Here is a 23,484-nt window from a genome sequence, read left to right as displayed (position 1 = left end):
GGAATCCGGTTTTCCCGAAAAGACAAACGAAAACAAAGAATTTTAGAGCCTGTCTGGTTCAATCTGAACCTGACAGACTCTAACCAAGGCAGACATTCGTGAATTTAAAATTTTCCGCATCGGGGTGGGGTAGCTCACGGGCCGCATCGGGAGGACTGCCGGATTCTCGGCAAAATGGGTGAACTGAATTAACGGGAGAGAGTGAATGTTGAAGAAAACCATGAAAATCATGTTTGCGGCCGTTGCGGCTCTGCCGCTTCTGGCCAGCGTATCCTGGGCCGATGGGTTGATGACGATTATCGTCAATGATCCGTCCAACCCCTATTGGTATACGGAGGGTCAGGTGGCAAAAGCAGAAGCTGAAAAGCTGGGCTATACGGCAACCGTCAGCGCCCACAAAGGCGACACCAATACGGAAAGCCGTTTGATTGATACCGCCATCACCAACAAATCCAAAGCCATCATTCTGGACCCGGCCAATGCTGATGGCTCGGTTGGTGCGGTGAAAAAGGCCGTTGCGGCCGGCATTCCGGTGTTTTTGGTCAATGCCGAGATCAATCAGGAAGGTTTGGCCAAGGCGCAATTGGTGTCCAACAATGCGCAAGGGGCGGCTCTTGGTGCGACCCAATGGGTGGCTGATGTGGGCGACAAGGGCAATTACGCCGAATTGTTGGGCGCGCCTTCCGACAACAACGCCGCAACCCGCTCCAATGGTTACGAGACGGTCCTGAGCCAATATCCTGATCTGGTCAAAGTTGCCAAGGAAGTGGCCAACTGGGACCGCACCCAGGGCCATGACAAGATGCAGTCAATGCTGCAAGCGCATCCCGATATTATCGGCGTGATCAGCGGCAATGATGAAATGGCGCTCGGTGCGATTGCCGCCCTCAAGGAAGCCGGTAAACTGTCCAAGGTCAAGGTTGGCGGTTTCGATGGATCGCCAGATGCTGTGGCCGCCATCAAGGCCGGTGAGCTGCAATATACCGTTTTGCAGCCTGTTGCTGTGTTTTCTGCCGAAGCGGTGAAACAGGCCGACAGTTTCATCAAGACCGGCAAAACCGGAGCCAGCGCTGAAAAGCAGCTGTTTGATTGCCTGCTGATCACCAAGGACAATGTGGCGAAATACACAGCACCCTTTGTGTTGTCGAAGTAAGCGGTCACCGCAAATCGGGGCGTGGCTCTGCCACGCCTTTGTTTGTTTTTCGCCGAAAGCGTTGTGCTGGCCGGTTGATCTGCGTGTTGCAATGGATGATACCAACGTGTGAGTGCCATCAACATCGGACGTGATCGTGAGCAAAAAAGCCAATTTAGACACTCTTCTTTCCACGGAACTGCCCAGCGACAGCCGCCATGCGCGCCAGCTGGTGCGCCGTCAGTTGATTGCCGAGGCCATTCTGGCGGAAGGATCGCTGAGGATCGAGGATCTGACCGAGCGTTTTGGCATCAGCCTCATGACCGCCCATCGCGATGTGGATGAACTGGTCAGCCGGGGCCTGTTTCGCAAAACCCGTGGCGTTGTCTCGGCCTCGCCCACCAGTCTGATTGAGGCCAGCGATGTCTATCGCGCCACCCGTCAGGCCGATGAAAAACAACAGATTGCTGATCTGGCTCTGACCTTCGTGGAGCCGGGGCAGGCGATTTTTCTCGATGATTCCACCACTGTGCAGCATATGGTGCAGCAGCTCCCCGGCAAGGTGCCTTTGACAGCGATTACCAATTCACTGACCTTGATCAACGCCTTGAAGGATGTGCGTGACCTGACATTGCTCAGTCTGGGCGGGCATTATTACAATTGGTGCAATGCGTTCATGGGGCGGGTGACAACCCACGAAATCCGCCAGCTTCGCGCTGACATCGCCTTCATGTCGATGTCGGCCATCATTGATGACATCGCCTTTCACCAATCGCCGGAAATGGTGGATACCAAGCGGGCCATGTTTGAGTGTGCCGCCAAGCGCATTCTTCTGGCCGATCACACCAAATTTGAGCGCCGCGCTCTGCATAGTTTTGCGGCGCTGAAAGAGTTTGATGTGGTGATTGTCGATGAGGGCATGCCCAACATCGATCTGGATCGAATGCGTGACAAAGGCGTCAATGTGCTGGTGGCACGGGGCGCACGAAACAAGACGTAACAGGCGGGCCGCGCAGACCATGCGCAAGCCGTGACCTGCTGGAAAGAGGAGACGGCATGCCAAGCCTGCTTGGAATTGATAGTGGCCTGACGGTGACCAAAGCCGTTCTGTTTGACGTGGATGGCACGCAGATTGCCGTTGCGCGCCGTCGCATTGCCCAGGCCATGCCAAAGCCGCATCATGTTGAACGTGATATGCAATCGTTCTGGATGGCAACCGCAGATGCCATCAAAGAGGTGATTGCCTCATCGGGACGGCCTGCGTCTGACATTCAAGCCGTGGGTGCAACCGCCCATGGTGATGGCATTTACCTTCTTGATCAGCACCACCAACCCTTGGGCGCTGGTATTTTATCGCTCGATAGCCGAGCGGGTGCGTTAGTGCAACAATGGGTCGACGGCCCGGACTCGAATGCAATTTTGGCGCTGACCGGCCAATTGCCGCATGCGTCCGCCCCTTCCGCCTTGCTGGCATGGATCAAGCGCCACCAGCCTGAGCGCTTTGGCCGTATTGGCCATGTGCTGAGCTGCAAGGATTGGCTGCGCTTTTGCCTCACCGGTGAGGTGGGAACCGATTACACCGAGGCCAGCACATCGTTCACCGACGTGCAAAGCCAGACCTATAGCCGCGATGCGCTATCCCTGTTTGGCCTTGACGAGGTCTGGCCGTGGCTTCCGCCCATTTCCCGTTCCGATTGCGTGGTGGCTGGGGTCAGTGCGAAAGCCGCCGTGGAAACCGGGCTGGTTGTCGGCACGCCTGTGGTGGCAGGCCTGCATGATGTGACCGCATCAGCGCTGGGCATTGGCGGTTATGGTGCGGGGGTTGCATCGGTGATCGCCGGAACCTATTCCATCAACGAGACAATGTCGCTCCAGCCCAATGTCAGCCGCAACTGGTTTTGCCGCAACGGTATCGCGGCCGGTGAGTGGAACAATATGGCAATTTCGCCTGCTTCCACCACCAATTATGATTGGTTTGTTGATCGGCTTTGTGATGCCGAGGCGCGGGCCGCCGAAGCCAATGGGCAATCCATCCACACGCTGCTGGCCGCTGAAATTGATGCGGCTTTTGCAAGGCCCTCGACGGTGATGTTTCACCCTTATCTGTTCGGCTCTCCTTTTGGCGCGCAAGCCAGTGCCGGATTTTTCGGGCTCAACGGCTGGCATGATCGCGGCGATCTGTTGCGCGCGGTGCTGGAAGGCATCGCTTTCAATCATCGCCTGCATGTTGATGATCTGACCACCGGCTTTGCCTTTGACAGCGTGCGCCTCACCGGCGGCGTGTCGCGCAACGCATCTGTTGCCCAGCTGTTTTGCGATGTGCTGAACATGCCGGTGACAGTGACCACAACAGCTGAGGCCGCCGCCTGGGGTGCGGCTTTGTGCGCGGGCTCCGGTGTCGATATTTTTGAAACGCCCAGACATGACCCACGCCCGCTGGATCAGTTGGAGCAGCATTATGTGCCAGACGCGGGCAGGGCGAGTTTCTATCAGCAACGGTTTGAGCTGTTTCAGGATTTGGCAGCAGTCATGGCCCCCATGTGGTCGCGAATGGTTACATTGAATGACACCCAGCAGGTAGCGCTATGAACGACCGTAATGAGAGCCTTTTTGACGTGGTTATTCTCGGTGCTGGCATCAACGGTGCCGGGCTGTTTCGCGATCTGTGCGAGCAGGGCATCAAATGCCTGTTGGTGGAGAAAACCGATTTTGGCGCGGGCACCAGTGCCGCTCCCTCACGCCTCATACACGGCGGTCTGAAATATCTGGAAACCGGCGAGTTTTCGCTGGTGGCGCAATCGACACTGGAGCGCAACCTGCTGTTAAAAAACGCGCCCCATTGCGTCACGCCGCTGCCCACCTTCATTCCGGCGTTTTCATGGATGCGGGGTATCTACGCAGCGCTGCGCACCCTTGCGGGATCAACAACGGCACCGCGTAGCCGAGGTGCCTTGCTGATCAAGGTCGGCTTAGCGCTTTATGATTTTTATGGCGCGCGCCATCGGGTCATGCCGCGCCATCGCTTTTTGTCTAAAGCCGCGTCGCGACAACATATTCCGCCCTTGACCGACAGCATTGTGGCGGGCGGCATTTATTATGATGCCAAAATCAGCCGTCCTGAGAGGTTGGTCTATGAGCTGGTGCGCGACGGGCTCAACGCCAATTCCCAGTCCAGAGCGGTTACCTATACCGATCTGGTGGCAAGTGAGGCAGGTGTTCTGAGTTTTCGCCAGCAAGACAACACGACATTTTCGGTAAAACCCTCGCTTGTGGTCAATGCCAGTGGTCCGTGGATTGATCGGGTGAATGCAGCACTGGGTACCCCCACCAAGATGATCGGCGGCACCAAAGGCTCGCACATCCTGCTTGACCACCCGGAGCTGCTGCAAAGCCTGAAAGGCCACATGATCTATTTTGAGGCCGATGACGGGCGCATATGCCTGGTCTACGACTATCTCGGCTTTGCTCTGGTGGGCTCAACGGATATTCCCAGCGACAACCCCGATGCGGTGCGCTGTGAAGAGCCAGAGCTGGATTATTTCCTCGACAGTTTGCGCAGCCTGCTACCGGGTCTGTCCTTTGACCGTGAGCAGGTGGTGTACAGCTACAGCGGCATTCGTCCGCTCCCGGCCTCGGATGCCAAAAACCCCGGCTTGATCAGCCGCGATCATTCCGCACCCGTGCTGGAGGCAAACGGTGAGCGGCCCTTTGCCATCATTTCTCTGGTGGGCGGCAAATGGACAACCTTTCGCGGCTTCGCTGAAGAGGTGACGGATAGCGTCCTTGCAAGGCTTGATCGTAAACGGGTTTGCAGCACGCAAAATCTGCCAATCGGTGGTGGTCGGGATTTTCCCGCCAGCGATGATGCATGCGCCCAATGGGTGGCCGATCTGGCCAAGCAATATGGCTTGAGCACGGCAAGGGCTGCCGAGTTACTATCGCGCTACGGCACGACGGCGCGAGCAATGCTCTCGACACCTTCGCCCTATGGGGATGACCAACGCTTGAGTGCTGCGGCGTCCTACAGCGCCTTGGAAATCGACTGGCTTGTGAAGCACGAACTGGTGGTCAGCCTCGCAGACATTGTGTTTCGCCGCACCAGCATGGCGATTGAAAATGCGTTGAGTGGGCAAACCTTGCAAGAAATCGCCGCCATTGCCGCCCCAACCCTTGGATGGGATGCGGCACGACAGACCGAAGAGATAGAAGCCGTGATCCAGCAATTGCGCGACCGCCACGGCGTAAACCTTCGCCCGCCAATGGCCGCGGCGCGGTAGCACTGTTAATCTGCTGCACCATTCCTTACAGTGAGTCTGACTTGAGGAATGATACAGCCGATACGGAGAATTCTGATGCATGAACACAAGATTTCGCCGATCGCGGCGGCTGTCTGCCAGACAATCGCCGGTTCCAATATCCTTAAAGTGGCGGCTTCCGCATGAGTTGGAATGATACCTCTGCACGGGCCACGCTGCGTCGAATTTTCAACGCTGCGGTTGCCAGCGCCGATCCGGCCAAAGTTGTTGCTGCGCATTTGCCCGAGCGCCCGTCTGGGCGATGTGTGGTGATCGGGGCCGGGAAAGCCTCGGCGGCCATGGCAGCGGCGCTCGACACTGCATGGCAGGATGTTGATTTGAGCGGTATTGTGGTCACACGTTATGGTCATGCCGTGTCTGCCGGGCGGATCGAAATCATCGAGGCGGCGCATCCTGTTCCTGATGCCATGAGTGTGGAAGCGGCCAAACGTATTCTGGAAAGCGTTCGCGGTCTTGGGCCTGACGATCTGGTTATTGCGCTGATTTCCGGCGGCGGTTCCTCGCTGCTCGTCTCTCCGGCTGGTGGCATGACCCTGGCAGACAAGCAGGCCGTGAACGCGGCATTGCTGGCCAGTGGTGCGACGATTGCGGAAATGAATACGGTGCGCAAGCAATTGTCCACCATCAAGGGCGGACGCCTGGCACAGGCGGCCTATCCGGCAAAGGTGGTAACGCTGGTGATCTCCGACGTTCCGGGTGATGATCCTTCCGAAATTGCATCTGGACCAACCGTGCCGACACAGACAACGCTTGAGGATGCCCGTGAGATTGTTGCGCGGTATAAGCTTGATTTGCCGGAAGCGGCACAGCAGGTTCTTGCGCAGAAGCAAAGCCAGATTTCTCCCGCGCCAATGAATGTTGATGTCCGGCTGATTGCCTCGCCTTCGATGGCTTTGGCAGCGGCGGCGGAGATTTGCAGGCAAGAGGGATTGCCCAGCATCATTTTGGGCGACGCATTGCAGGGCGAAGCACGGGAGGTCGGCACTGTCTTTGCCGGCATTGCCCAGTCGGTGAAGAGCAAGGGGCTTCCCGTTTCCGCTCCCGCCGTCATCTTGTCTGGTGGCGAAACCTCGGTGTCACTGCCGAAGGGCTGCACCGGACGGGGAGGGCGCAACACCGAATTTCTCCTCAGCCTTGCCCTCGGTTTGAACGGTCTTGCTTCTGTTTGGGCAATTGCTGGCGACACCGACGGAATTGATGGGGTCGAGGATGCCGCAGGCGCAATTATTGGCCCAGATACGCTTGTCCGGCTGAAGCAGGCCGGTATCGCGCCGCGTCAGGCTCTCGCCAACCATGACAGCCATACGGCTTTCAAGGCCATTGGTGATCTGGTTGTCACCGGCCCGACGCTGACCAATGTCAATGATATCCGGGCGATCCTGATTGGATGAGGTATCGGGGGCTCCAGCGCCTTTCACCAAATATGGCGCACCGCGCTGAAGTTGACATGGCTGTGCGGTACGGTGCCCGTCGAAGAGGTTCCGCGCGAAATGTCCAGTCTCCGGTCACAGGTGTGTTCTATGATCGCTGGATCGTGGCTCACGATCAGCACTGCGCAATTTTGTTCGCGTGCCAGTTCGGTCAGGAGTTGAATGGTTTCCTGTTGCGTGATGAGATCGAGCCTTGATGTCGGCTCGTCGGCGAAGAGGAAAACGGGGTCAAGGATGAGGGCGCGCAGCAGCGCAAAGCGCTGCAATTCGCCGCCGGATACTTCGGTGGGTAAGCGTTTCAGCAATGTCTGCGACAAATGAAGACGATCCATCAGCGGGGCAATCCGCGTTGAATCCAGTCGGTGGAGGCGGATAAGATCATCCAGCCCAGTGCCGATGCGGATCTTGGCCGGGAATGCAGAGGGCGGATCCTGATAGAGCTTCTGGTAGCGCGTCCGCGCAATTGCTTTAGGGCGGTTGACAGATCCTGTGTCCGGCGGCAGCAGACCCAAAAGAATGTCACCGAGTGTGCTTTTGCCGGAGCCACTGGGGCCTGTCACGCCGACAATTTCGCCTGCTGCAATATCCACATCAAGCGCTTCAAACAGGTGCTTTCCGCCCCGACGCTTCGCGAGGGAGCGGGCGGTCAGGATAGGATCGCGCGGGATGGCAGGTCGCGTTGCCGTTTTGTGCCAATTCTCGGGATCGGCAGCAATCAGACGGCGCGTATACGCATGGGCGGGATCAGCCAGAACGCTTGCGGTCTCTCCCTGCTCGACAATCCGCCCATTGAGCATAACGGCGACGTCACCGCCCATTTGCCGGGCGAGTGCCAGATCATGGGTGATGGTGAGGACCGTGCCCCCGGCCTCAATTTCTTTCATCAACAAAGCGATGACATCATCCCGGCGCGCAATGTCCAGCCCCTTGGTTGGTTCGTCGGCAATCACAATCCGCGCACCGCCCGTTGTCGCTGCGGCAAAGGCGACGCGCTGGGCCATGCCACCCGAAAGTTCGCCCGGTAATTTGCCTTCTGCATCGGCGACATCCAAAGCCATCAGGTCGTTACGGGCTTGTGCACGAGCTCTCAAAGCAGTCATGCCGCCAACATATCGATGGCCTTCGGCAATCTGGGCACCCGCGCGCATGGTCGGGTCGAGCGCCAGCCATGGTTCCTGCGGCAAAATGCTGATCTTGCGCCCCCAAAAGGCGCGATGTCCTGAGGGATTGGCGAGGTCCAGGGTGTTGCCGTCAAGGATGGCTTCACCATTGGCTATGAGGCCGTCCGGCAGGGTTCCCATGATCGCTTGGGTGAGCAGGCTTTTACCCGATCCCGTTTCGCCCAGAATGGTGAAAGCGCGGCCAGCGCGAAGGGCGAGGTTGACAGGCTGCACAAGAACATTGCTGGGTGTGAACACCGTTGCATTGGTCACGTTGAGTGAAACGGTCATGGCTTGTTCTTTCCCCCAATGAGTTGCAAGGCCAAAACGATCAGGAAAATCAGCGCGATGGGCTGGAGAATGGCGTGCGGCGCTTCCTCGTAATAGGGAAGAAGTTCGATCATCATGGACCCCAGCTCAGGCGTAGGGGGCCGAACACCAACACTGACGAAGCCGAGTGCCGCGATGGCCATGATCGCTGAAGCCGCGCCATAGGCCCCCACGGTCAACAGCACCGGTGCGATATCCGGCCACAGGTGTCGGCGCAGGATATAAGCGGGTCCGAACCCGAGAAGTCTTGAAGCCTCCACGGCTGGCGAGGTGAGCAAAGGTTTGGCAAGAGCGCGGGTGATGCGGAAGTATTCGACCCAGAGCACAAGGGAAATCCCCAGATAGAGCGTGGTCGCGCTATCGGGCACAATCGCGGTCAGCATCAGCACCAAGAGCAGTCCGGGCAGCGCCATAAAGGCTTCGGAGACGCTGCCGATGGCTCTATCAACAAAACCACCCCGCCAGGCGGCGGCAATACCCAGAAGTGCACCGGGGATCATTGCTGTCAGCACGGAAAGCCCGGCAAGCCCGAGGGATAGCCGCATCGCCGCTGACAAGCGCGCTTGCATCGAACGGCCAAGGTGGTCATATCCGAACCAGTTCTCTGCCGTTGGCCCTTGCAGGGAAAGGCGCAAGGATTGTTTTAACGGGTCTTCACCACCGATCAACAAGGGCAGGAAGGCAAAGAGCAGCAAGCTTGCCAGAATCGCAATTCCGGTCAATCGCCGCAGTGGCCAGCGTGTTTCAGGTGGTGCGGTAAAGTCGAGAGCCGTCATAGCGTCCGTCTCCGAGGATCAATCGTGTGGCACAAAAGGTCGATGCCTGCGTTGAGGATGACAAAGAACAAGCCCATGATCAGGGCTGTGCCTTGAATCATCGGCACATCCCGCCCGAAAATAGCATGAACCAGGGCATGCCCAATTCCCGGCCATGCGAACAGCGTCTCAACCACCACCACGCCTTCAACAAGATAGACCAGTTGCACTCCGAGATAGGTGATGATCGGCACGGCAATATTGCGCAGGCCGTGACGGCGAAAGACCTGCCATTCCGAGAGGCCCTTGGTGCGGCCAAAGGCATAGTATGCGGATTGTGACACGGACAGCATGGTGTCTCTGGCGACGCGATTGGACACGGCCGCGAGGCCAAGCGCCAGCGTGAGGGCAGGCAGGATCAGGTGTCCACCATGTTCGTGCCCAGCGGTTGGCAAGATATTGAGAGTGAGGCCGAAAATCACAATCAGGATAAGGCCAAGGACAAATTGCGGTAGGGCCCGAAGCGCGGTTGAGAGCAACATCAGCGCACGATCAAGCAGACCGCCCGGTCGCAGACCGGCCAGAACGCCCAAAGGTGGGCCAATCAGAAGCGATAGCAGGATGGCTGCCAGCGACAATTCGAGCGTATGGCTCAACTGAAGGTGGATAGCCTGTATCACGGGCTCTCCCGTCACCAGCGATGTGCCGAGATCAAAACGCGACAGATCCAGCAGCCATTGCCCAAGGGCTGCAAATGATGTCTGGCCGGTGTTAAGCTCCGCTGCCACTTTCGCAGCCGCGGCGCTATCGACAATATCGTAGCCATAGCGGCCAGCCGCGATCCGGTAGGCAAGATCGCCGGGAAGCGACCTTGCCATGATGAATGTCAGAATGCCAACCATCAGTGCCACAAGAGCGGCCTGAATGAGACGGCTGGTGATCGCCCGGATCATTTTACCCACCGCATGGTCTGTAGGCCGAAACTGCGCTCAAAGGGGTCGATCATCGCCCCCTCCAGCTTTGGTGAAACCGCAATTGTCTGCTGATACCAGGCAATCGGAATAACAGGCATATCGCTTTGGATGGTCGCGACAGCCTGGTGACGCAAGGCGCTGGCTTCTGCCGGATCCGTCACGCGGCTAAGGGCGTCAAGCGCCTTGTTGAAGGTCGGATTGGTCCAGTTCATCGCTCCCCAGTCACCGCCGTTGGGGCCATAGTCAGACAGCATGGTTCCGATGGGATCAGGAACCAGTGCGAAATTGCGCGCCATCAACGCCAGTTCCAAAGTGCCATCCTGATGCTTCGCGGGGATTTCACTCGAATTGGTGGCGTTGATTGTCAAGGCAACACCGATCTCCTTGAACTGTTCCTGAAGGACGGCGGCAATCAACGGCAGTTCCGGGCGGTCGGGATAGGTGATCAGTGTCAGGGCGAGGGGTTTGCCATCCTTTTGCAACATACCATCTGGCCCCGATTTCCAGCCAAGCTCGGCAAGAAGGGATTTGGCCTTGGCTGGATCATAGGCGAGAGGGGCAAGCGACGGGTCATGCCAATTGCCGACGCTTGGCGGGAAGAGCTGGGTTGCGGCGGCGGGATAGCGCAAGATGGCAACCGCCAATCCTTCGCGGTCAATGGCAAGGCTCAGGGCCTCGCGCGCCTTGACGTCCTTCAATGAGGTCAGACCTGCATTCACCTTCAAAAGGACGCTGCGTGGAATTGAGGTTGAAAGCAGTTTAACCTTGGTGCTTTTGGCCAGACGGGTTCTGCTGGCCGGATCGAGATTGAAGACATAGTCAGCATCGCCGCTTTCCGCCATCAAGGCGCGGGTCTCGCTGCGGCTGACAGTGAGATAGGTCGCTTTCTCAATGCTTGGTTTGTGACCCCAATAGCCATCAAAGCGTTCAACGGCGAGGCTTTGCGGCGCCTCGATCCGCGTCAGCTTAAAGGGGCCGGTCCCGATAACAGCCTTGACGGCGTCGCCCTCATAGGCTGACGGTGCCAGAATCTGCGCTCGGCTCTCGGCCAGAAAAGCCAGTAGCGGGGCAAAAGGCCGACTCAACGTCACAACAACAGTATCTGGACCGTCGGCAGTGATGGCTTCAATCGGGGCCTTGCTCAGAAGGCCCGGCTTGCTGCGCGAAATGTTCAAGGCTTTGGCAACATGCTCTGCCACAAGGGGCGATCCATCATGAAAGGTGATGCCCGGCTGGAGCGTGAAACGCACCGACTTACCGTCTGGCGAAATGATCCAGCTTTTTGCGATGGCTGGTATCGGATTGCCATTCTTGTCCGCTTCAACCAGTGTTTCGACAATGCCCATCCGCAGAAAAATATCGCCCGACTTGGCGGGGTCCAGGCCGGTGATCTCAAAAGGAGCCACCACGTTTACGGATGCGTCTTTCACGCCAGCCAGTGCCGAGCCGGAAAATAGCATCACGATCGATGCCACAAAAAGGGATGTCTTGAACATAAGTTCGCCTCATAATGTTATATTATTACGTCTTTAGTTATGAGCATTTTGTTTGTCGAGTCCTTCAAGACCATTTATCCCTCGAACGGACGGAGGATGCCATCTGCCTGTTGAAAACGCCGGTGGGCGGACGGCTCCACATCGTGCTGCTTGAAAATTCAAATCAGGAGTTCACTGCATGAGACGAGCGCTATTGGTTGATCTGGGCGGATCATCGCTCAAAGCCGGGGTATTTGACCTCAATGGCACGTTGATTGCCACCGAGCGCGTTGCCAATGTCTTCATCGAGGATGAGATCAACAAATCTGAACAGCAGCCAGACGGCTGGTGGACGGCGCTACAGACGGTCGCAGATCGATTGGACAAGCACATTCCAGACGGACTGGCAGGCATAGAGGCGGTTGTCCTGTGCGGGTTCACCCGAACGCAGGTGTTTCTCAACGATGATGGCCTGCCCGTGTGCCCGGCAATCACCTTCCGGGACTCACGGGCTCAGGGCGTTGTGGAAGACGTGTTGTTGCGTCCCGGCGTTGCGGATCATCCGCTTGTTCGCCACTTCAATGCCTTCCATCCGCTGGCGCGCATCCTGTGGCTGAAGCATAACGAGCCCGCCGTCTGGGAAAAGACCAAATGGGTTGTTGAGCCGAAGGACTATTTAAACTTCAAGCTCACAGGCGCGCTGGCCTCGGACCCCATTTCGCAATTCTGGCTGCGGAGTGCGATGGAGGGCGGAGAGAATGCGCTGACGGCTTTGGCGGGTTTAGACAGGTCTTTGCTGCCAGAATTGAGAAGGCCGCATGAGGCTGTCGGAACCGTTTTGAAACACATGCCGGGCGCGCTTGGCAGGATCGCGGGGGCGAGTGTTTTTTGCGGCTGCAACGACACATGGACGGCAGCGGCTGGCCTTGGCGCGCTCAAGAATGCAATGGCCTACTGCATTTCCGGCTCGTCGGAAGTATTCGGCATCCTGTCCGACGCACAAGCAGAAGTGCCGGGTTTAATCACAATGCCTTGGGCGGATACTCTGTGGCAACTGGGCGGCCCCGGACTGAATGGCGCAAACGTGCTGACGTGGATGGTCAACAGCCTGATGCCAGATGAGCGCCCGTTCGACGAACGGCTCGCGGCTCTTCTGTCGCAGCAGACCGGCTTGCCCCTTCTTTTCCATCCCTATCTGCATGGTGAGCGCACACCGCTCTGGGATCGAGATATCCGCGCCAGTTTTATGGGATTGATGGCCAGCCATAAGCCGGGTGATCTGGTGCGCGGTGCCATGGAAGGGGTTAGCTTTGTCAACCGCATGGTGTTGGAGCGGGCAGAGGCGGGGGCAGGGCAGGAGGTCCAGGAGATCCGCCTCGGCGGCGGCGGTGCCCGCAATGCCGACTGGAACCAGATCAGGGCGAATATTCTCAAAAGACCGGTTATCGTTTCCGAGGCCGAGGAGGTCGGGCTTATGGGGTGCCTTGCGGTTGCTCGCTTTGGGCTTTCACTTGTCTCAAGTATTGCGCAAGCGACGGAGGGCATTTCGGCACCTTGGCGACGTTTTGAGCCACAAGCTGCCGAGAGCCGGTTTTATGACGAGCTTTATGCAATTTTCCTCGACACTTTAGAGCCGGTCCGCACCGCATCTCACCGTCTGGCCTCCTGCCGGTTGCCTGGAACGTAAGCCCCCCCTTGGACCGATAGGACAGGCGGCGCTTAGCACCGCCCAGACAGGGGTGATCGTCTTTTCTCTTAGACAGCTTCTTTGAGGTGCTGCGCTGCTGGATCATAGGCGCGGCCGAAGCGGTTGGTCAGCACATCATCCAGGGTGATTTCTTCCTGACGCACAAAGCCCTTCTGTGGCAGCTTGCCCTCAGCAAGCAGATCCAGAACAGTGGTGATCCCTGCTGCCGTGGTGATCTGGATGGCGCTCATCTTTTTGCCTGCCACAACACCGGCATAAACCTTGTTGGCATAGGTTTCCTGCAAGTAACGTCCGTCTTTCCAGCCGCAAACAGTGACAAAGATCACCACCACATCCTGCATGGTGGCAGGCAGCGCGTTTTCAAACAGGTCTTTCAGCACATCGCGGCGGTTTTTCAGGTTGAAATCATTCAACAGCGCCTTGATGATCACTTGGTGGCCGGGGTAGCGGATGGTGCGGTAATTCATGGTCCGCACTTTCCCTTCCAGCGTCTTGGCGAGCGTGCCGAGACCGCCTGAGGTGTTGAAAGCCTCATAGGTCACACCATCCAACGAAAACTCTTCGCGCTCTTCCATGGCCGGAACCGTGACGAACCTGCCTTCGACAATGGCTTCGCAAGGCTCGATATATTCGTTGATCAGCCCGTCTGTGCTCCATGTCAGGTTATAGTTCAGCGCGTTGGACGGATATTGCGGCAAGGCACCAACGCGCATACGCACACTGTCGAGGCTGTCAAAGTGTTTGGCCAGATCATTGGCAACAATGGAAATGAAGCCCGGTGCAAGGCCGCACTGGGGAATGAAGGCGACATCCGCATCTTGGGCCAATTGCTCGACCTTTTTGGTCGTTGCCACATCTTCGGTCAGGTCAAGGTAATGCACGCCTGCCGATTTCGCGGCTTCGGCAATCAGGCCGGTGAGGTTGAAGGGCGCGGCAGAAAGAACGGCAAATTTGCCCGAAAGCGCTTTGACCAGCTGGGCCTGATCGGCAATATCAAGCAGGGATGTGGAAATCGCCGGATGCTTGTCGATCTTGGCAAGCTGCTCGGAACTGCGATCCGTCACCGTGACCTTGTAATCGCCGGTCGCGGCCAGCATGAGCGCAATGGCACCGCCAATCTTGCCTGCGCCGATAACGATGATGTCCTTCATGATATTCCCCTTTGAATAGCTTTCTGGACATTATTTTGCGCTGCCTGACTGTTGATTCACAGTGTTGAAATGAGCATAATAAAGGTCAAATTCAGACAATATGCCAATCATAATAGACAAAGTGACATTCCATGCTGAATGACAAGGATCGTGAATTGTTAGCCCTGCTGAGCGAAAACAGCCGGATGCCGGTGGCAACCCTTGCCAAAAAGCTTGGCCTGTCGCGCACCACTGTGCAGGCGAGGATTGAGCGGCTGGAGGCGCAAGGCGTGATTGCCGGTTATGGCGTGCGGCTTTCCGACCGCTACGCTTCATCGCTGATCCGCGCCCATATTCTGATCACCATTGCGCCAAAGGCGCTCTCCCAAGTGGTGAGTGCGCTTGAGCGATTAAAACCGGTGACCGCGCTGCACTCAGTCAGCGGCAATTTCGATCTTATTGCCCTTCTCGCAGCTCCATCGATTACTGAGCTGGATCAAGCAATTGACGAGATTGGCACAATTGACGGGGTGGAGCGAACCCTGTCATCGATTATCCTCTCAACACGGATTTCCAGATAGAAAAAGCTCCGGCGTTGCTGCCAGCGTCTCTCATCGTATATGGCGCATGACGCTGTAACATTTTAAATTTGCTGCATAAATTCACGATGCCTGTACCGGGTCTGAACACAGGAACCTGTCATAGACGGCTGTTTTGATCGTTGCGCGAAAGGTATTGGTGCCGTCGGTACCGATCTTTCACAGCGAGAGAAGGGGCTCGTCCTTCAGCATCTCGCGGAAGAACCGTTTGGCGGCACCGAAATCGCGCTTTGCCATTCGTAAAAAGTCGATCGGATTGCGATGCTTGTCAATTGCACGGTACAGTCAATGCCGGTCTGAAGATCGCTGCACTGGCAGAGGCGCTTAATGCTCCAGTCACGTCGCATCGCTCCAGCAAGGGCATTGGTAGCCGTCTTGAACTTGAGTTCATGCGCTGGAGACGGCTCCCCAGGGGACTCAAGGTCATCCGCATCGACATCGATCCGACGGAATTGGCGCGTCTGAAGCCAGATGTCGCGATCGTAGCTGATGCGACGGCGGGAACTGCCGCACTGACACAGGCTATTGCCCAGAAGGCAACGCCGAGCCGCGTCGGGGAATTTGCTGATCTGAACCGGCAGGCCCGGGAACGGTTTTCTGCCGTATGGCATACGCTTGAATGGAAGCGAGATGCGCTGTCAGCGACACTCGACGCATTGTCGGCCAATGCTCGCAGCTGTTTCAACCCCATGGTGCAGGCTGGTCTGAGATAATTGACTTGAAGTCGCGAATGGAAGCGTAACGCGCGGCGCGCACCTTGCTGAACTTGCTGCTGTCCACCACCAGATATTTTTGCACCGAGCGGTGCATAGCCATTTGCTTGATTGGCACTTCATGGAAATGCGAGCAGGTGACCCCGTGCTGTTCGTCTACGCCACCGGCCGACAGAAATGCCTTGTTGATGTTGATACGGTTTAGAACCTCAATGCCTTCATCCCCCGAAAAGGATGCCGCTTCCGGGTGATAGAGCCCCCCGAGCATAATCAATCGGACATCGCTTCTGCTCGCCAGCTCCTCTGCAACATTGAGGGAGTAGCAGATAACGGTGACATGGGCGTTGGCCGGAATGTGTCGCGCCAGATGAGGCGTTGTCGTTCCGCAGTCAATAAACACTGTATCGTAAGCCTCGATCAGCGCTGCCGCCTGCGCACAGGCACGCTCTTTGGCCGTCGCGTGGCTATCCTTTTCCTGCTCCAGCACGTAATCGCTGCTGATTACGCCATCCTGGATTGGAATAATGTAGCCACCAAGACAGCTCAACTGCTTGCGATCATCAGTGGCAATGTCGCGGCGAATGGTAATTTCAGATACGCCGAGCCGGGAAGCCGCATCTCGCAGTCGCAGGACGCCCGTTTCCTGAACAAGAAGAGCCAACGCATTCAGCCTGGCGTTGTGTGCACTTATTCTGCTCACCGTATCTCCGCTTTCGGTTCATTTGCACGCTTGTGATTTGGGTGTCACTTTCTTGACAATTGCCCATTGCTGCGCTTGACAAGGGAATAACAAATATGAAACGATCGTAACATAATGATCGAGTTGTAACATCATAATTCGCATCATCGGGAGAGGAAAACAACAGGTTTCTAGGTCATCGACAGCGTCTTGCGCCAATACGGCGCACGAAGGACCGCTGTCATGATCTATCGGTAGGATGTGGGAATCCTATTCCGAAAGGGTGAGGACGTGTCGGACACGAGAGGTGCGTGCCGGCGCTGGAGGTTGAATGCTGGAGGTTGAATATTGCCGAGTTTTGCGACTGGATCGATGTCGCACATCGGAATTTCCATGGGAGGAGCTATCTATGAATAAAATTTTCGCAACCATTGCGCTTGCTGCGTCGCTTTCGGCGTCAGCGGTCTTTGCGCAGAGTGCCGTTGATACGTCGAAGGTCAACAAGGAGTTGATCACGTCACCGAGCGGCAAGAAGTACACAATTGCAACCGTTGTGAAGGTTGATGGTATCGCGTGGTTTGACCGCATGCGCGAGGGTGTCGACCAATTCAAGGGCGACACTGGGAATGATGTCTGGATGGTTGGCCCAAGTCAGGCTGACGCCGCAGCTCAGGTGCAGATCGTTGAAAACCTGATCGCTCAGGGTGTTGATGCCATCGCCATCGTCCCATTCTCGGTTGAAGCGGTTGAGCCGGTACTCAAGAAAGCACGCGATCGCGGCATTGTGGTTATCAGCCATGAGGCCTCTAACATTAAGAACGTCGATTTTGACATCGAAGCTTTCGACAACAAGGCCTATGGTGCCAACCTGATGAAGGAACTTGGCAAATCCATGGGCGGAAAGGGCAAATATATTGCCACCGTCGGCAGCCTGACGTCCAAGTCGCAGATGGAATGGATTGATGGTGCCGTTGCGTATCAGAAGGCCAATTTCCCGGACATGTCGATGGCGACCGAGCGTCTGGAAACCTATGACGATGCCAATACCGATTACACCAAGCTCAAGGAAGCGATGACGGCCTATCCGGGCATCACCGGTATTCTGGGTGCTCCAATGCCAACATCCGCAGGTGCTGGCCGTCTGATCGCCGAGAGCGGTCTGTCGGGCAAAGTGTTCTTTGCGGGGACCGGTCTGGTTTCTGTTGCCGGCGAATACCTCAAGAATGATAACATACAGTACATCCAGTTCTGGGATCCGGCCGTTGCTGGCTATGCCATGAACATGTTGGCTGTGGCTGTTCTCGAAAAGAAGAATGATCAGATCAAGGCCGGTCTCAACCTCGGTCTGCCCGGTTACGAAAGTCTGTTGGTTCCAGACGCTTCCAACCCACATCTGCTTTATGGTGCAGGTTGGGTCGGTGTGACCAAAGAAAACATGGATAAGTATAATTTCTGATCCGAGCCGAGGAGGGAGGGTAGCCCTCTCTCCTTTTATTTCCGTGTTTTTCAGCCTTGCACGAGGCCATTATGACTGAAAATCTGATCGAACTGCGCCATATCGGCAAGCGGTTTGGCGGCGTGAAGGCGCTTGAAGACGTATCACTGAGCATTCGTCCGGGTGAAATCCATTGCCTTGCCGGTGAAAACGGTTCCGGCAAATCCACCGTCATCAAAATCATGTCGGGCGTCTACACGCCCGAAGACGGCGAGATTCTGATTGACGGCAAGCCCGTTGGCAAACTCGATCCGGTGAAATCCGTTCACCACGGTATTCAGGTTATCTATCAGGATTTTTCGCTGTTCGGTAATCTGACGGTGGCTGAAAACCTGGCGATCAATACTTTCCTGATTGAGGGTCGCAAGTCGGTTGACTGGCGACGTGTCCGTGAACTGGCTAGACAAGCGCTGGATCGCCTTGGTGTGACCATGGATCTTGATGCCGATGTTGAAAGCCTGCCGACCTCGGGCAAGCAGATCGTGGCAATCGCCCGCGCCGTCATGGCCGACGCGCGTCTGATCATCATGGATGAACCGACCACGGCGTTGACACGCCATGAGGTCGACGCTCTGTTCAAGATCGTCCGCGATATACAGGCGCAGGGTATCGCGGTACTCTTTGTCAGCCATAAAATGCGCGAAATGCTGGAAATCAGCGAGCGCCTGACGGTTTTCCGCAACGGCAAGAAAGTCGCCGAAGGACCGATCACCGAATTCGACGAATCAGCAATCACCCGCGCAATGACGGGGCAGGAGTTGACAGCCCACAGCTATCAGTGGGTTCCGCAAGAGGGTGCCAGCACACCTGTGTTGGACGTGCAAAATTTCTCCGTTCCCGGTTCTGTAGAAGAGGTCAGTCTGACCCTGAAGCCGGGCGAGATCGTTGGAATTTCCGGCCTGATCGGCTCGGGCCGCACCGAACTTGCTCTGGCGCTGTTTGGCATGCGCCCCGATTTTACTGGCTCCGTGCGCGTGGAGGGGCGGGAGGTTCATCCTGCGAGCGTTCAAGACGCTATTGCCAGTGGTATTGCTTATGTTCCGGAAGATCGCCTGACCGAGGGGCTGTTTCTGACTCAATCAATTGAGCGCAATATCATTGTGACGTCGATCGATAAATTTGTCCGTGGCTTTTTCATCAATCGGAAAAAGGCGGAGGAGACGACCCGCGATATGTTCTCGGCCATGCAGATCGTGGCACCGGGACCACACACGCCAGTCAATCATCTCTCCGGCGGCAATGCCCAGCGCGTGGTTCTGGCCCGCTGGCTGCTGACGGGTGCCAAGGTGCTGATCCTCAACGGCCCGACCGTGGGGGTGGATGTTGGCTCCAAAGCGCAGATCCACACCATCATCCGCACGCTTGCCGAGAAGGAGGGCTTGGCCGTGCTGATGATTTCCGACGATGTGCCGGAACTGGTGCAGAACTGCAATCGGGTGCTGGTGATGCACCGGGGGCGTTTCGTCGACGAATTGTCGGCCGAAAACATGACCGAGGATGCCGTCAATGACCGGCTCAAGATGTTGAATTGAGGGGTCGCAGAACATGAAATTCTTCAAAAGCACAGAGTTTATTATTGCCTGCGTTTTGCTCGCAGCCATGGTCATCATCGGCCTGATCAATCCTGCATTCTGGTCGCTCAACAACATCTTCGGCCTGTTGCGTTCCAATGTCGTGATCGGCATCATGGCGCTTGGCGTCTTGCTGGTGATGATTTCGGGGGGTATCGACGTATCATTCTCGGCCTTCGCCATTGCTGCCATGTATCTGACCGTGCGGGCCATGGTCTATCTGGGTTATGATGGCGTGCTCATTCCCTTCATTGCGGCAACGCTGATCGGCTTGGTTCTCGGTGCATTCAATGGTTTGATTATCCATCGTTTCAAGATGATACCGCTGATTGTGACGCTTGGAACGGGATCGATTGTGCGCGGTCTGGTTCTCGGTCTCGTTGGAACCAGCATCGTCAACATCAACAAAATGCCAAAGGACCTTATCGAGTTCGGCAAAACCGACGTGATCGCGCTGACGTCGGCCACGGGTTCAACTTTTGGCCTGACGGCGATGTTCCTGGTCTATCTGGCTCTGGCGCTGATCATTCATCTCGTCCTTACCTACACCATGATCGGGCGTAGCATTTATGCCTATGGCGGCTCGCCGGAGGCCGCCAAGCGCGTGGGCTTCAACACGGGTGCCACGATCTTCTTTGTCTATTGTCTTGCCGGCGCGTTGGCAGGCTTTTCTGGCCTTTTGCATTCGTCGATGATCTGGCTTGCCAACCCGCGCGATTTTGTTGGGCTGGAACTGGACGTCATCGCCGCCGTGGTTCTGGGCGGTGCATCCATCTTCGGGGGGCGCGGCACGGTTATAGGCACGCTAATGGGCGTGTTCATGCTGGTGATGGTCAAAAACTCACTGATCATCATGAAGGTGGACACCACCTGGCAGCGGGTTGTTGTGGGTGTGATCATCATTGTCGCCACTGCCATCACTGCATGGCGTGATCGTAAAAGCGTAAGCTAACGGGAGAGCGCATCATGAAAAACTCGTTCGACATGCGCCGGCTTCTCGGCGGCGATAACAATATCTTTCAGCTGCTGGTCATCACCATCATTGTCTTTGCTTTGATGACGTGGATGAATCCCGGCAAGTTCCTGAACTATTACAATTTCGAATCCATCAGCTACATCATGCCCGAACTGGGGATCCTCTCCATTGCCATTATGATTGCCATGCTGACTGGTGGTATCGATCTCTCGGTGGTGGGAATTGCCAATTTGGCGGGCATTATCGCTGGTGTCTACTTCCATTCCACGATGGTCCAGGCGGGACATTCTTCCCCCTCCAGCATGGTGTTCTACACCGGGCTTGGGATCTTGCTGGCCATAGCCGTGGGGTTGCTGGCCGGTTTGGTCAACGGCTTGTTGGTCGCAAAATTGCGCATCACGCCAATCCTGGCCACGCTTGGCACAGGCCAGGTCTTGATGGGCTTGGCCTTGGTCCTCACTGGGGGACCAGCAATTGTCGGCTTTCCCGATGCGTGGAACTGGATTGGAAACGGCAAGATTTTTGGTATCGCGACGCCATTCCTCCTCTTCATCGCCGTCTGCATCATTGTCGCAATTTTGCTCACACGCTCGACACTCGGCATCAATCTGATGTTGATCGGCACCAATCCTCGGGCCGCAGTTTTTGCAGGCATTCGCAAAGATCGCATGATGCTGTATTCTTATATGCTGACAGGCGTTCTGGCGTCGCTGGCAGGTATCATTCTGTCGGGGCGCACCAATGCGGCAAAATCCGACTACGGCGCATCCTATCTGCTGCAAGCCGTGCTGATTGCCGTGCTCGGCGGCACCAATCCGGCAGGCGGAAAAGGCCGGGTTCTCGGCATCGTCATCGCGCTGATCGCGCTCATGCTGCTCTCTTCCGGCTTTCAGATGATGCGGTTCTCCTACCATCTTATCGATTTTATCTGGGGCGCATTCCTCATTCTCGTCATTGCCATCAATGCGTGGCGCAATCCCGGCAGGTGATCCCATGAAGACGACAGAATTTCATCTCCGCAGGCAAGATTTCACCGACGTTCCGCATCTTTTGGCACAAACCGACGGGCTGAAGGTTACCGCCTTTCGCTATGCCACCGGTGTTGAGGCGCTCCAGTTGGACAATCACCACGGTCGGATTGTCATACTGCCCTTCATGGGGCAGATGATCTGGAGTGTTGCGTTCAACGGTGTCGACTTGACCATGGGCAGCCGCTTTTCCATGCCGCGACCCGCAGGCTCAATTGTCGAGACCTACGGCTGCTTTGCTTTCCACAGCGGCATGTTGCGCAATGGCTGCCCGTCGCCACAGGACAATCACGCCCTGCATGGTGAAATGCCCTGCGCCCAGATGGACAAGGCCGGTTTCACCATCGGCTTTGATGCACGCGGCGCTTACGTGCAGGTCACTGGTGAGGTTGAATATGTCATGGGTTTCGGTGCCAATTATCTGGCCCGCCCCAGCGTGACACTGCATGCTGAAGACACGCTTTTTGACATGGTCATGGACATAGAGAACCTGTCATCGGCCCCGATGGATCTGATGTATATGTGCCATGTGAACTTCGCCTATGCCGAGGGCGCGCGGATCGTTCAGCCCGTGCCGTATACGCCAGCGCAGGTCAAGGTGCGCAACGTCGTACCCGGCCATGTGGTGCCAAACCCCGATTATCTTTCGCTGCTGGAGACGCTGGCAGAGCAGCCTTCAGCCATGGAAGTGCTGAATGAGCCGCACCGTTACGACCCCGAGCAGGTGTTTTACATTAACGGCCTGCCCGCAGACGGCGAGGGGCTTACACATCTGATGATGCAGCGTCGTGAGGGCGATGGCTTTGCCATCTCCTACCCGTTGGCCGCCTTCCCGAAGACGGTGCGCTGGATACTGGTGAATGGAGATGCGCAAGTGGCGGCATTTGCTTTGCCGTCCACCTGCGAGCCGGAGGGCTATCTGGCGGAAAAGGCCAAGAACAACGTGCAGAGTCTGCTGCCGGGTGAACGCAAGGTGTTTCCGGTGCGGCTCGGCTATCTCGACCGTGCTGCCGCCGATCAGTTCAGTGCGAAGATCAGCACCCTTTGAAACAGGATAATCGGGGAATGTCAGTATGAGCAAGAAAATCGGGGTTGTCGGTTCCAACATGGTCGATCTTATCACCTATGTCGACCGTATGCCCGGACCGGGCGAGACGCTTGAGGCTCCGGCTTTTGAGATGGGGTGCGGCGGCAAGGGGGCCAATCAGGCGGTGGCTGCGGCGCGGCTTGGCGCGGAGGTGATGATGGTCACCCGTGTGGGTGACGATGTCTTTGCCGACAACACCATTCGCAATCTCGCGAGCTTTGGTGTGGATACCCGCCATGTGGTGAAACTTGCTGGCAAGTCCAGCGGCGTTGCGCCGATTTTCGTCGAACAATCCGGCGAGAATTCGATCCTTATCGTCAAGGGTGCCAATGCCGATCTTTCTCCGGCAGAAGTCGACAAGGCAGCAGCCGACCTGGAGCAGTGCCGATTGATCCTCTTGCAGATGGAAGTACCGGTTGAGACCGTCTATCACACCATCGACTTTGCGGCTCAAAACGGCATCGAGACAATCCTCAATCCTGCCCCTGCTGCTGCCAATCTCGATCCAGAACGTATCCGCCAGGTCACGTTCCTCGTTCCGAACGAGAGCGAGCTGGCATTGTTGTCCGGGTTGCCGACCGACACCGACGACGCCATCGTTATTGCTGCCCGCTCCCTGATCGCACGCGGCATTCGCACAGTCATTGTGACACTGGGCGGTCGTGGCGCGCGTATGATTACCGCCATCGACATCGTCAACATTGAGCCCGTCAAGGTCACGCCAAAAGACACCACCGGTGCAGGTGACGCCTTTATTGGCTCTTTCTCTCACTTCTATGTCGAGACGGGCGACGTCTTATCCTCACTCAAGAAGGCATCGCTTTATGCGGCGCATTCCATCACCCGTCCCGGAACACAGAAGGCCTATGCCAGCATAGCCGAGTTCGAAGCATTTTGCCGCGAACATGCCCATGCCACAGCCTGAC

Annotated in this window: 19 protein-coding genes and 2 pseudogenes; 14 read left to right on the top strand and 7 right to left on the bottom strand. The window is 56.7% G+C overall.

Going from position 1 to position 23,484, the window contains the following annotated elements:
- Positions 1-205 precede the first annotated feature (205 nt).
- The 5 genes from E6C51_RS13005 (at position 206) to E6C51_RS12985 (ending at position 6,839) form a co-directional block, all read left to right on the top strand.
- The gene (locus tag E6C51_RS13005; protein ID WP_190236274.1) at positions 206-1,153 is read left to right on the top strand and encodes a D-ribose ABC transporter substrate-binding protein; all 948 of its coding nucleotides are present in this window, start codon (positions 206-208) and stop codon (positions 1,151-1,153) included.
- Positions 1,154-1,283: 130 nt separating this feature from the next.
- The gene (locus E6C51_RS13000) at positions 1,284-2,132 is read left to right on the top strand and encodes a DeoR/GlpR family DNA-binding transcription regulator (protein WP_190236336.1); all 849 of its coding nucleotides are present in this window, start codon (positions 1,284-1,286) and stop codon (positions 2,130-2,132) included.
- Between the two features lie 56 nt (positions 2,133-2,188).
- The gene (locus tag E6C51_RS12995) at positions 2,189-3,721 is read left to right on the top strand and encodes an FGGY-family carbohydrate kinase (RefSeq protein ID WP_190236273.1); all 1,533 of its coding nucleotides are present in this window, start codon (positions 2,189-2,191) and stop codon (positions 3,719-3,721) included.
- Complete coding sequence (locus E6C51_RS12990) at positions 3,718-5,409, top strand: glycerol-3-phosphate dehydrogenase/oxidase (protein ID WP_190236272.1); 1,692 nt, start codon at positions 3,718-3,720, stop codon at positions 5,407-5,409. Before E6C51_RS12995 ends, E6C51_RS12990 begins: the two co-directional genes overlap by 4 nt.
- A 161-nt stretch (positions 5,410-5,570) precedes the next feature.
- Positions 5,571-6,839: a glycerate kinase type-2 family protein gene (locus E6C51_RS12985; protein ID WP_190236271.1), complete on the top strand. Its 1,269-nt coding sequence runs from the start codon at positions 5,571-5,573 to the stop codon at positions 6,837-6,839.
- Between the two features lie 23 nt (positions 6,840-6,862).
- Here E6C51_RS12985 and E6C51_RS12980 read toward each other — a convergent pair whose 3' ends face one another.
- From E6C51_RS12980 to E6C51_RS12965, 4 genes are read right to left on the bottom strand one after another with little or no spacing between them, the layout of a single operon-like run.
- Positions 6,863-8,329 carry an ABC transporter ATP-binding protein gene (locus E6C51_RS12980; protein WP_190236270.1) on the bottom strand — a complete coding sequence of 489 codons (1,467 nt, stop codon included), beginning with the start codon at positions 8,327-8,329 and terminating at the stop codon, positions 6,863-6,865.
- Positions 8,326-9,144, bottom strand: coding sequence for an ABC transporter permease (locus tag E6C51_RS12975; protein ID WP_190236269.1), 819 nt, complete (start codon positions 9,142-9,144; stop codon positions 8,326-8,328). Before E6C51_RS12975 ends, E6C51_RS12980 begins: the two co-directional genes overlap by 4 nt.
- Positions 9,141-10,076 carry an ABC transporter permease gene (locus E6C51_RS12970; protein ID WP_146935959.1) on the bottom strand — a complete coding sequence of 312 codons (936 nt, stop codon included), beginning with the start codon at positions 10,074-10,076 and terminating at the stop codon, positions 9,141-9,143. Before E6C51_RS12970 ends, E6C51_RS12975 begins: the two co-directional genes overlap by 4 nt.
- On the bottom strand, positions 10,073-11,593 hold the full coding sequence (locus E6C51_RS12965) for an ABC transporter substrate-binding protein (protein ID WP_190236268.1): 1,521 nt from the start codon (positions 11,591-11,593) through the stop codon (positions 10,073-10,075). Before E6C51_RS12965 ends, E6C51_RS12970 begins: the two co-directional genes overlap by 4 nt.
- Positions 11,594-11,771: 178 nt before the next feature.
- On the opposite strand from E6C51_RS12965, the gene E6C51_RS12960 reads away from it, so the two are divergent.
- A complete protein-coding gene (locus tag E6C51_RS12960) occupies positions 11,772-13,259 on the top strand; it encodes a xylulokinase (protein WP_190236267.1) in 1,488 nt (495 codons plus the stop codon).
- Positions 13,260-13,327: 68 nt separating this feature from the next.
- On the opposite strand, the gene E6C51_RS12955 is transcribed toward E6C51_RS12960, so the two are convergent.
- Positions 13,328-14,431, bottom strand: coding sequence for a saccharopine dehydrogenase family protein (locus E6C51_RS12955; protein WP_190236266.1), 1,104 nt, complete (start codon positions 14,429-14,431; stop codon positions 13,328-13,330).
- A gap of 131 nt (positions 14,432-14,562) precedes the next feature.
- On the opposite strand from E6C51_RS12955, the gene E6C51_RS12950 reads away from it, so the two are divergent.
- Positions 14,563-14,991, top strand: a complete 429-nt coding sequence (locus tag E6C51_RS12950; RefSeq protein WP_146935967.1) for an Lrp/AsnC family transcriptional regulator — start codon at positions 14,563-14,565, stop codon at positions 14,989-14,991.
- 93 nt (positions 14,992-15,084) lie between these two features.
- On the opposite strand, the pseudogene E6C51_RS20275 reads toward E6C51_RS12950, so the two are convergent.
- Positions 15,085-15,294 (bottom strand): annotated as a pseudogene (locus tag E6C51_RS20275) (DDE-type integrase/transposase/recombinase); the annotation flags it as partial.
- Here E6C51_RS20275 and E6C51_RS12940 point away from each other — a divergent pair.
- Positions 15,288-15,614: pseudogene (locus E6C51_RS12940) on the top strand (thiamine pyrophosphate-dependent enzyme); the annotation flags it as partial. The pseudogenes E6C51_RS20275 and E6C51_RS12940 overlap by 7 nt on opposite strands.
- A 76-nt stretch (positions 15,615-15,690) precedes the next feature.
- On the opposite strand, the gene E6C51_RS12935 reads toward E6C51_RS12940, so the two are convergent.
- The gene (locus E6C51_RS12935; RefSeq protein WP_190236264.1) at positions 15,691-16,422 is read right to left on the bottom strand and encodes a DeoR/GlpR family DNA-binding transcription regulator; all 732 of its coding nucleotides are present in this window, start codon (positions 16,420-16,422) and stop codon (positions 15,691-15,693) included.
- A gap of 388 nt (positions 16,423-16,810) precedes the next feature.
- On the opposite strand from E6C51_RS12935, the gene E6C51_RS12930 reads away from it, so the two are divergent.
- The 6 genes from E6C51_RS12930 to rbsK all read left to right on the top strand — a co-directional run bounded on the left by E6C51_RS12930 (position 16,811) and on the right by rbsK (position 23,483).
- Entirely contained in the window at positions 16,811-17,857 is a 1,047-nt protein-coding gene (locus tag E6C51_RS12930; RefSeq protein WP_190236263.1) for an autoinducer 2 ABC transporter substrate-binding protein, read from the top strand.
- Positions 17,858-17,928: 71 nt separating this feature from the next.
- Positions 17,929-19,428 (top strand): sugar ABC transporter ATP-binding protein, encoded by a 1,500-nt coding sequence (locus E6C51_RS12925; protein WP_190236262.1) that lies wholly within the window; start codon positions 17,929-17,931, stop codon positions 19,426-19,428.
- A 13-nt stretch (positions 19,429-19,441) separates the two neighbouring features.
- Complete coding sequence (locus E6C51_RS12920; protein WP_190236261.1) at positions 19,442-20,419, top strand: ABC transporter permease; 978 nt, start codon at positions 19,442-19,444, stop codon at positions 20,417-20,419.
- A 14-nt stretch (positions 20,420-20,433) separates the two neighbouring features.
- Positions 20,434-21,432 (top strand): ABC transporter permease, encoded by a 999-nt coding sequence (locus tag E6C51_RS12915; RefSeq protein WP_190236260.1) that lies wholly within the window; start codon positions 20,434-20,436, stop codon positions 21,430-21,432.
- A 4-nt stretch (positions 21,433-21,436) separates the two neighbouring features.
- Entirely contained in the window at positions 21,437-22,519 is a 1,083-nt protein-coding gene (locus E6C51_RS12910) for an aldose 1-epimerase family protein (protein WP_190236259.1), read from the top strand.
- A gap of 25 nt (positions 22,520-22,544) precedes the next feature.
- Positions 22,545-23,483: a ribokinase gene (rbsK, locus tag E6C51_RS12905; RefSeq protein WP_190236258.1), complete on the top strand. Its 939-nt coding sequence runs from the start codon at positions 22,545-22,547 to the stop codon at positions 23,481-23,483.
- Position 23,484 lies beyond the last annotated feature (1 nt).

This window comes from Gillisella terrae (genome assembly GCF_004801395.1).
GTDB classification, from domain to species: domain Bacteria; phylum Pseudomonadota; class Alphaproteobacteria; order Rhizobiales; family Rhizobiaceae; genus Allorhizobium; species Allorhizobium terrae.
Note: the sequence above shows the minus strand (reverse complement) of the source record. Positions and strands in the feature narration are given on the sequence as shown.

Coding starts and splice junctions, on each gene's coding strand:
- E6C51_RS12975 (WP_190236269.1), bottom strand. CDS start 9,144: ATGACGGCTCTCGACTTTACCGCACCACCTGAAACACGCTGGCCACTG.
- E6C51_RS12965 (WP_190236268.1), bottom strand. CDS start 11,593: ATGTTCAAGACATCCCTTTTTGTGGCATCGATCGTGATGCTATTTTCC.
- E6C51_RS12910 (WP_190236259.1), top strand. CDS start 21,437: ATGAAGACGACAGAATTTCATCTCCGCAGGCAAGATTTCACCGACGTT.
- E6C51_RS12955 (WP_190236266.1), bottom strand. CDS start 14,431: ATGAAGGACATCATCGTTATCGGCGCAGGCAAGATTGGCGGTGCCATT.
- E6C51_RS12930 (WP_190236263.1), top strand. CDS start 16,811: ATGAATAAAATTTTCGCAACCATTGCGCTTGCTGCGTCGCTTTCGGCG.
- E6C51_RS12960 (WP_190236267.1), top strand. CDS start 11,772: ATGAGACGAGCGCTATTGGTTGATCTGGGCGGATCATCGCTCAAAGCC.
- E6C51_RS12980 (WP_190236270.1), bottom strand. CDS start 8,329: ATGACCGTTTCACTCAACGTGACCAATGCAACGGTGTTCACACCCAGC.
- E6C51_RS13005 (WP_190236274.1), top strand. CDS start 206: ATGTTGAAGAAAACCATGAAAATCATGTTTGCGGCCGTTGCGGCTCTG.
- E6C51_RS12925 (WP_190236262.1), top strand. CDS start 17,929: ATGACTGAAAATCTGATCGAACTGCGCCATATCGGCAAGCGGTTTGGC.
- E6C51_RS12950 (WP_146935967.1), top strand. CDS start 14,563: ATGCTGAATGACAAGGATCGTGAATTGTTAGCCCTGCTGAGCGAAAAC.
- E6C51_RS12995 (WP_190236273.1), top strand. CDS start 2,189: ATGCCAAGCCTGCTTGGAATTGATAGTGGCCTGACGGTGACCAAAGCC.
- E6C51_RS12920 (WP_190236261.1), top strand. CDS start 19,442: ATGAAATTCTTCAAAAGCACAGAGTTTATTATTGCCTGCGTTTTGCTC.
- E6C51_RS12990 (WP_190236272.1), top strand. CDS start 3,718: ATGAACGACCGTAATGAGAGCCTTTTTGACGTGGTTATTCTCGGTGCT.
- E6C51_RS12970 (WP_146935959.1), bottom strand. CDS start 10,076: ATGATCCGGGCGATCACCAGCCGTCTCATTCAGGCCGCTCTTGTGGCA.
- E6C51_RS12915 (WP_190236260.1), top strand. CDS start 20,434: ATGAAAAACTCGTTCGACATGCGCCGGCTTCTCGGCGGCGATAACAAT.
- E6C51_RS12985 (WP_190236271.1), top strand. CDS start 5,571: ATGAGTTGGAATGATACCTCTGCACGGGCCACGCTGCGTCGAATTTTC.
- rbsK (WP_190236258.1), top strand. CDS start 22,545: ATGAGCAAGAAAATCGGGGTTGTCGGTTCCAACATGGTCGATCTTATC.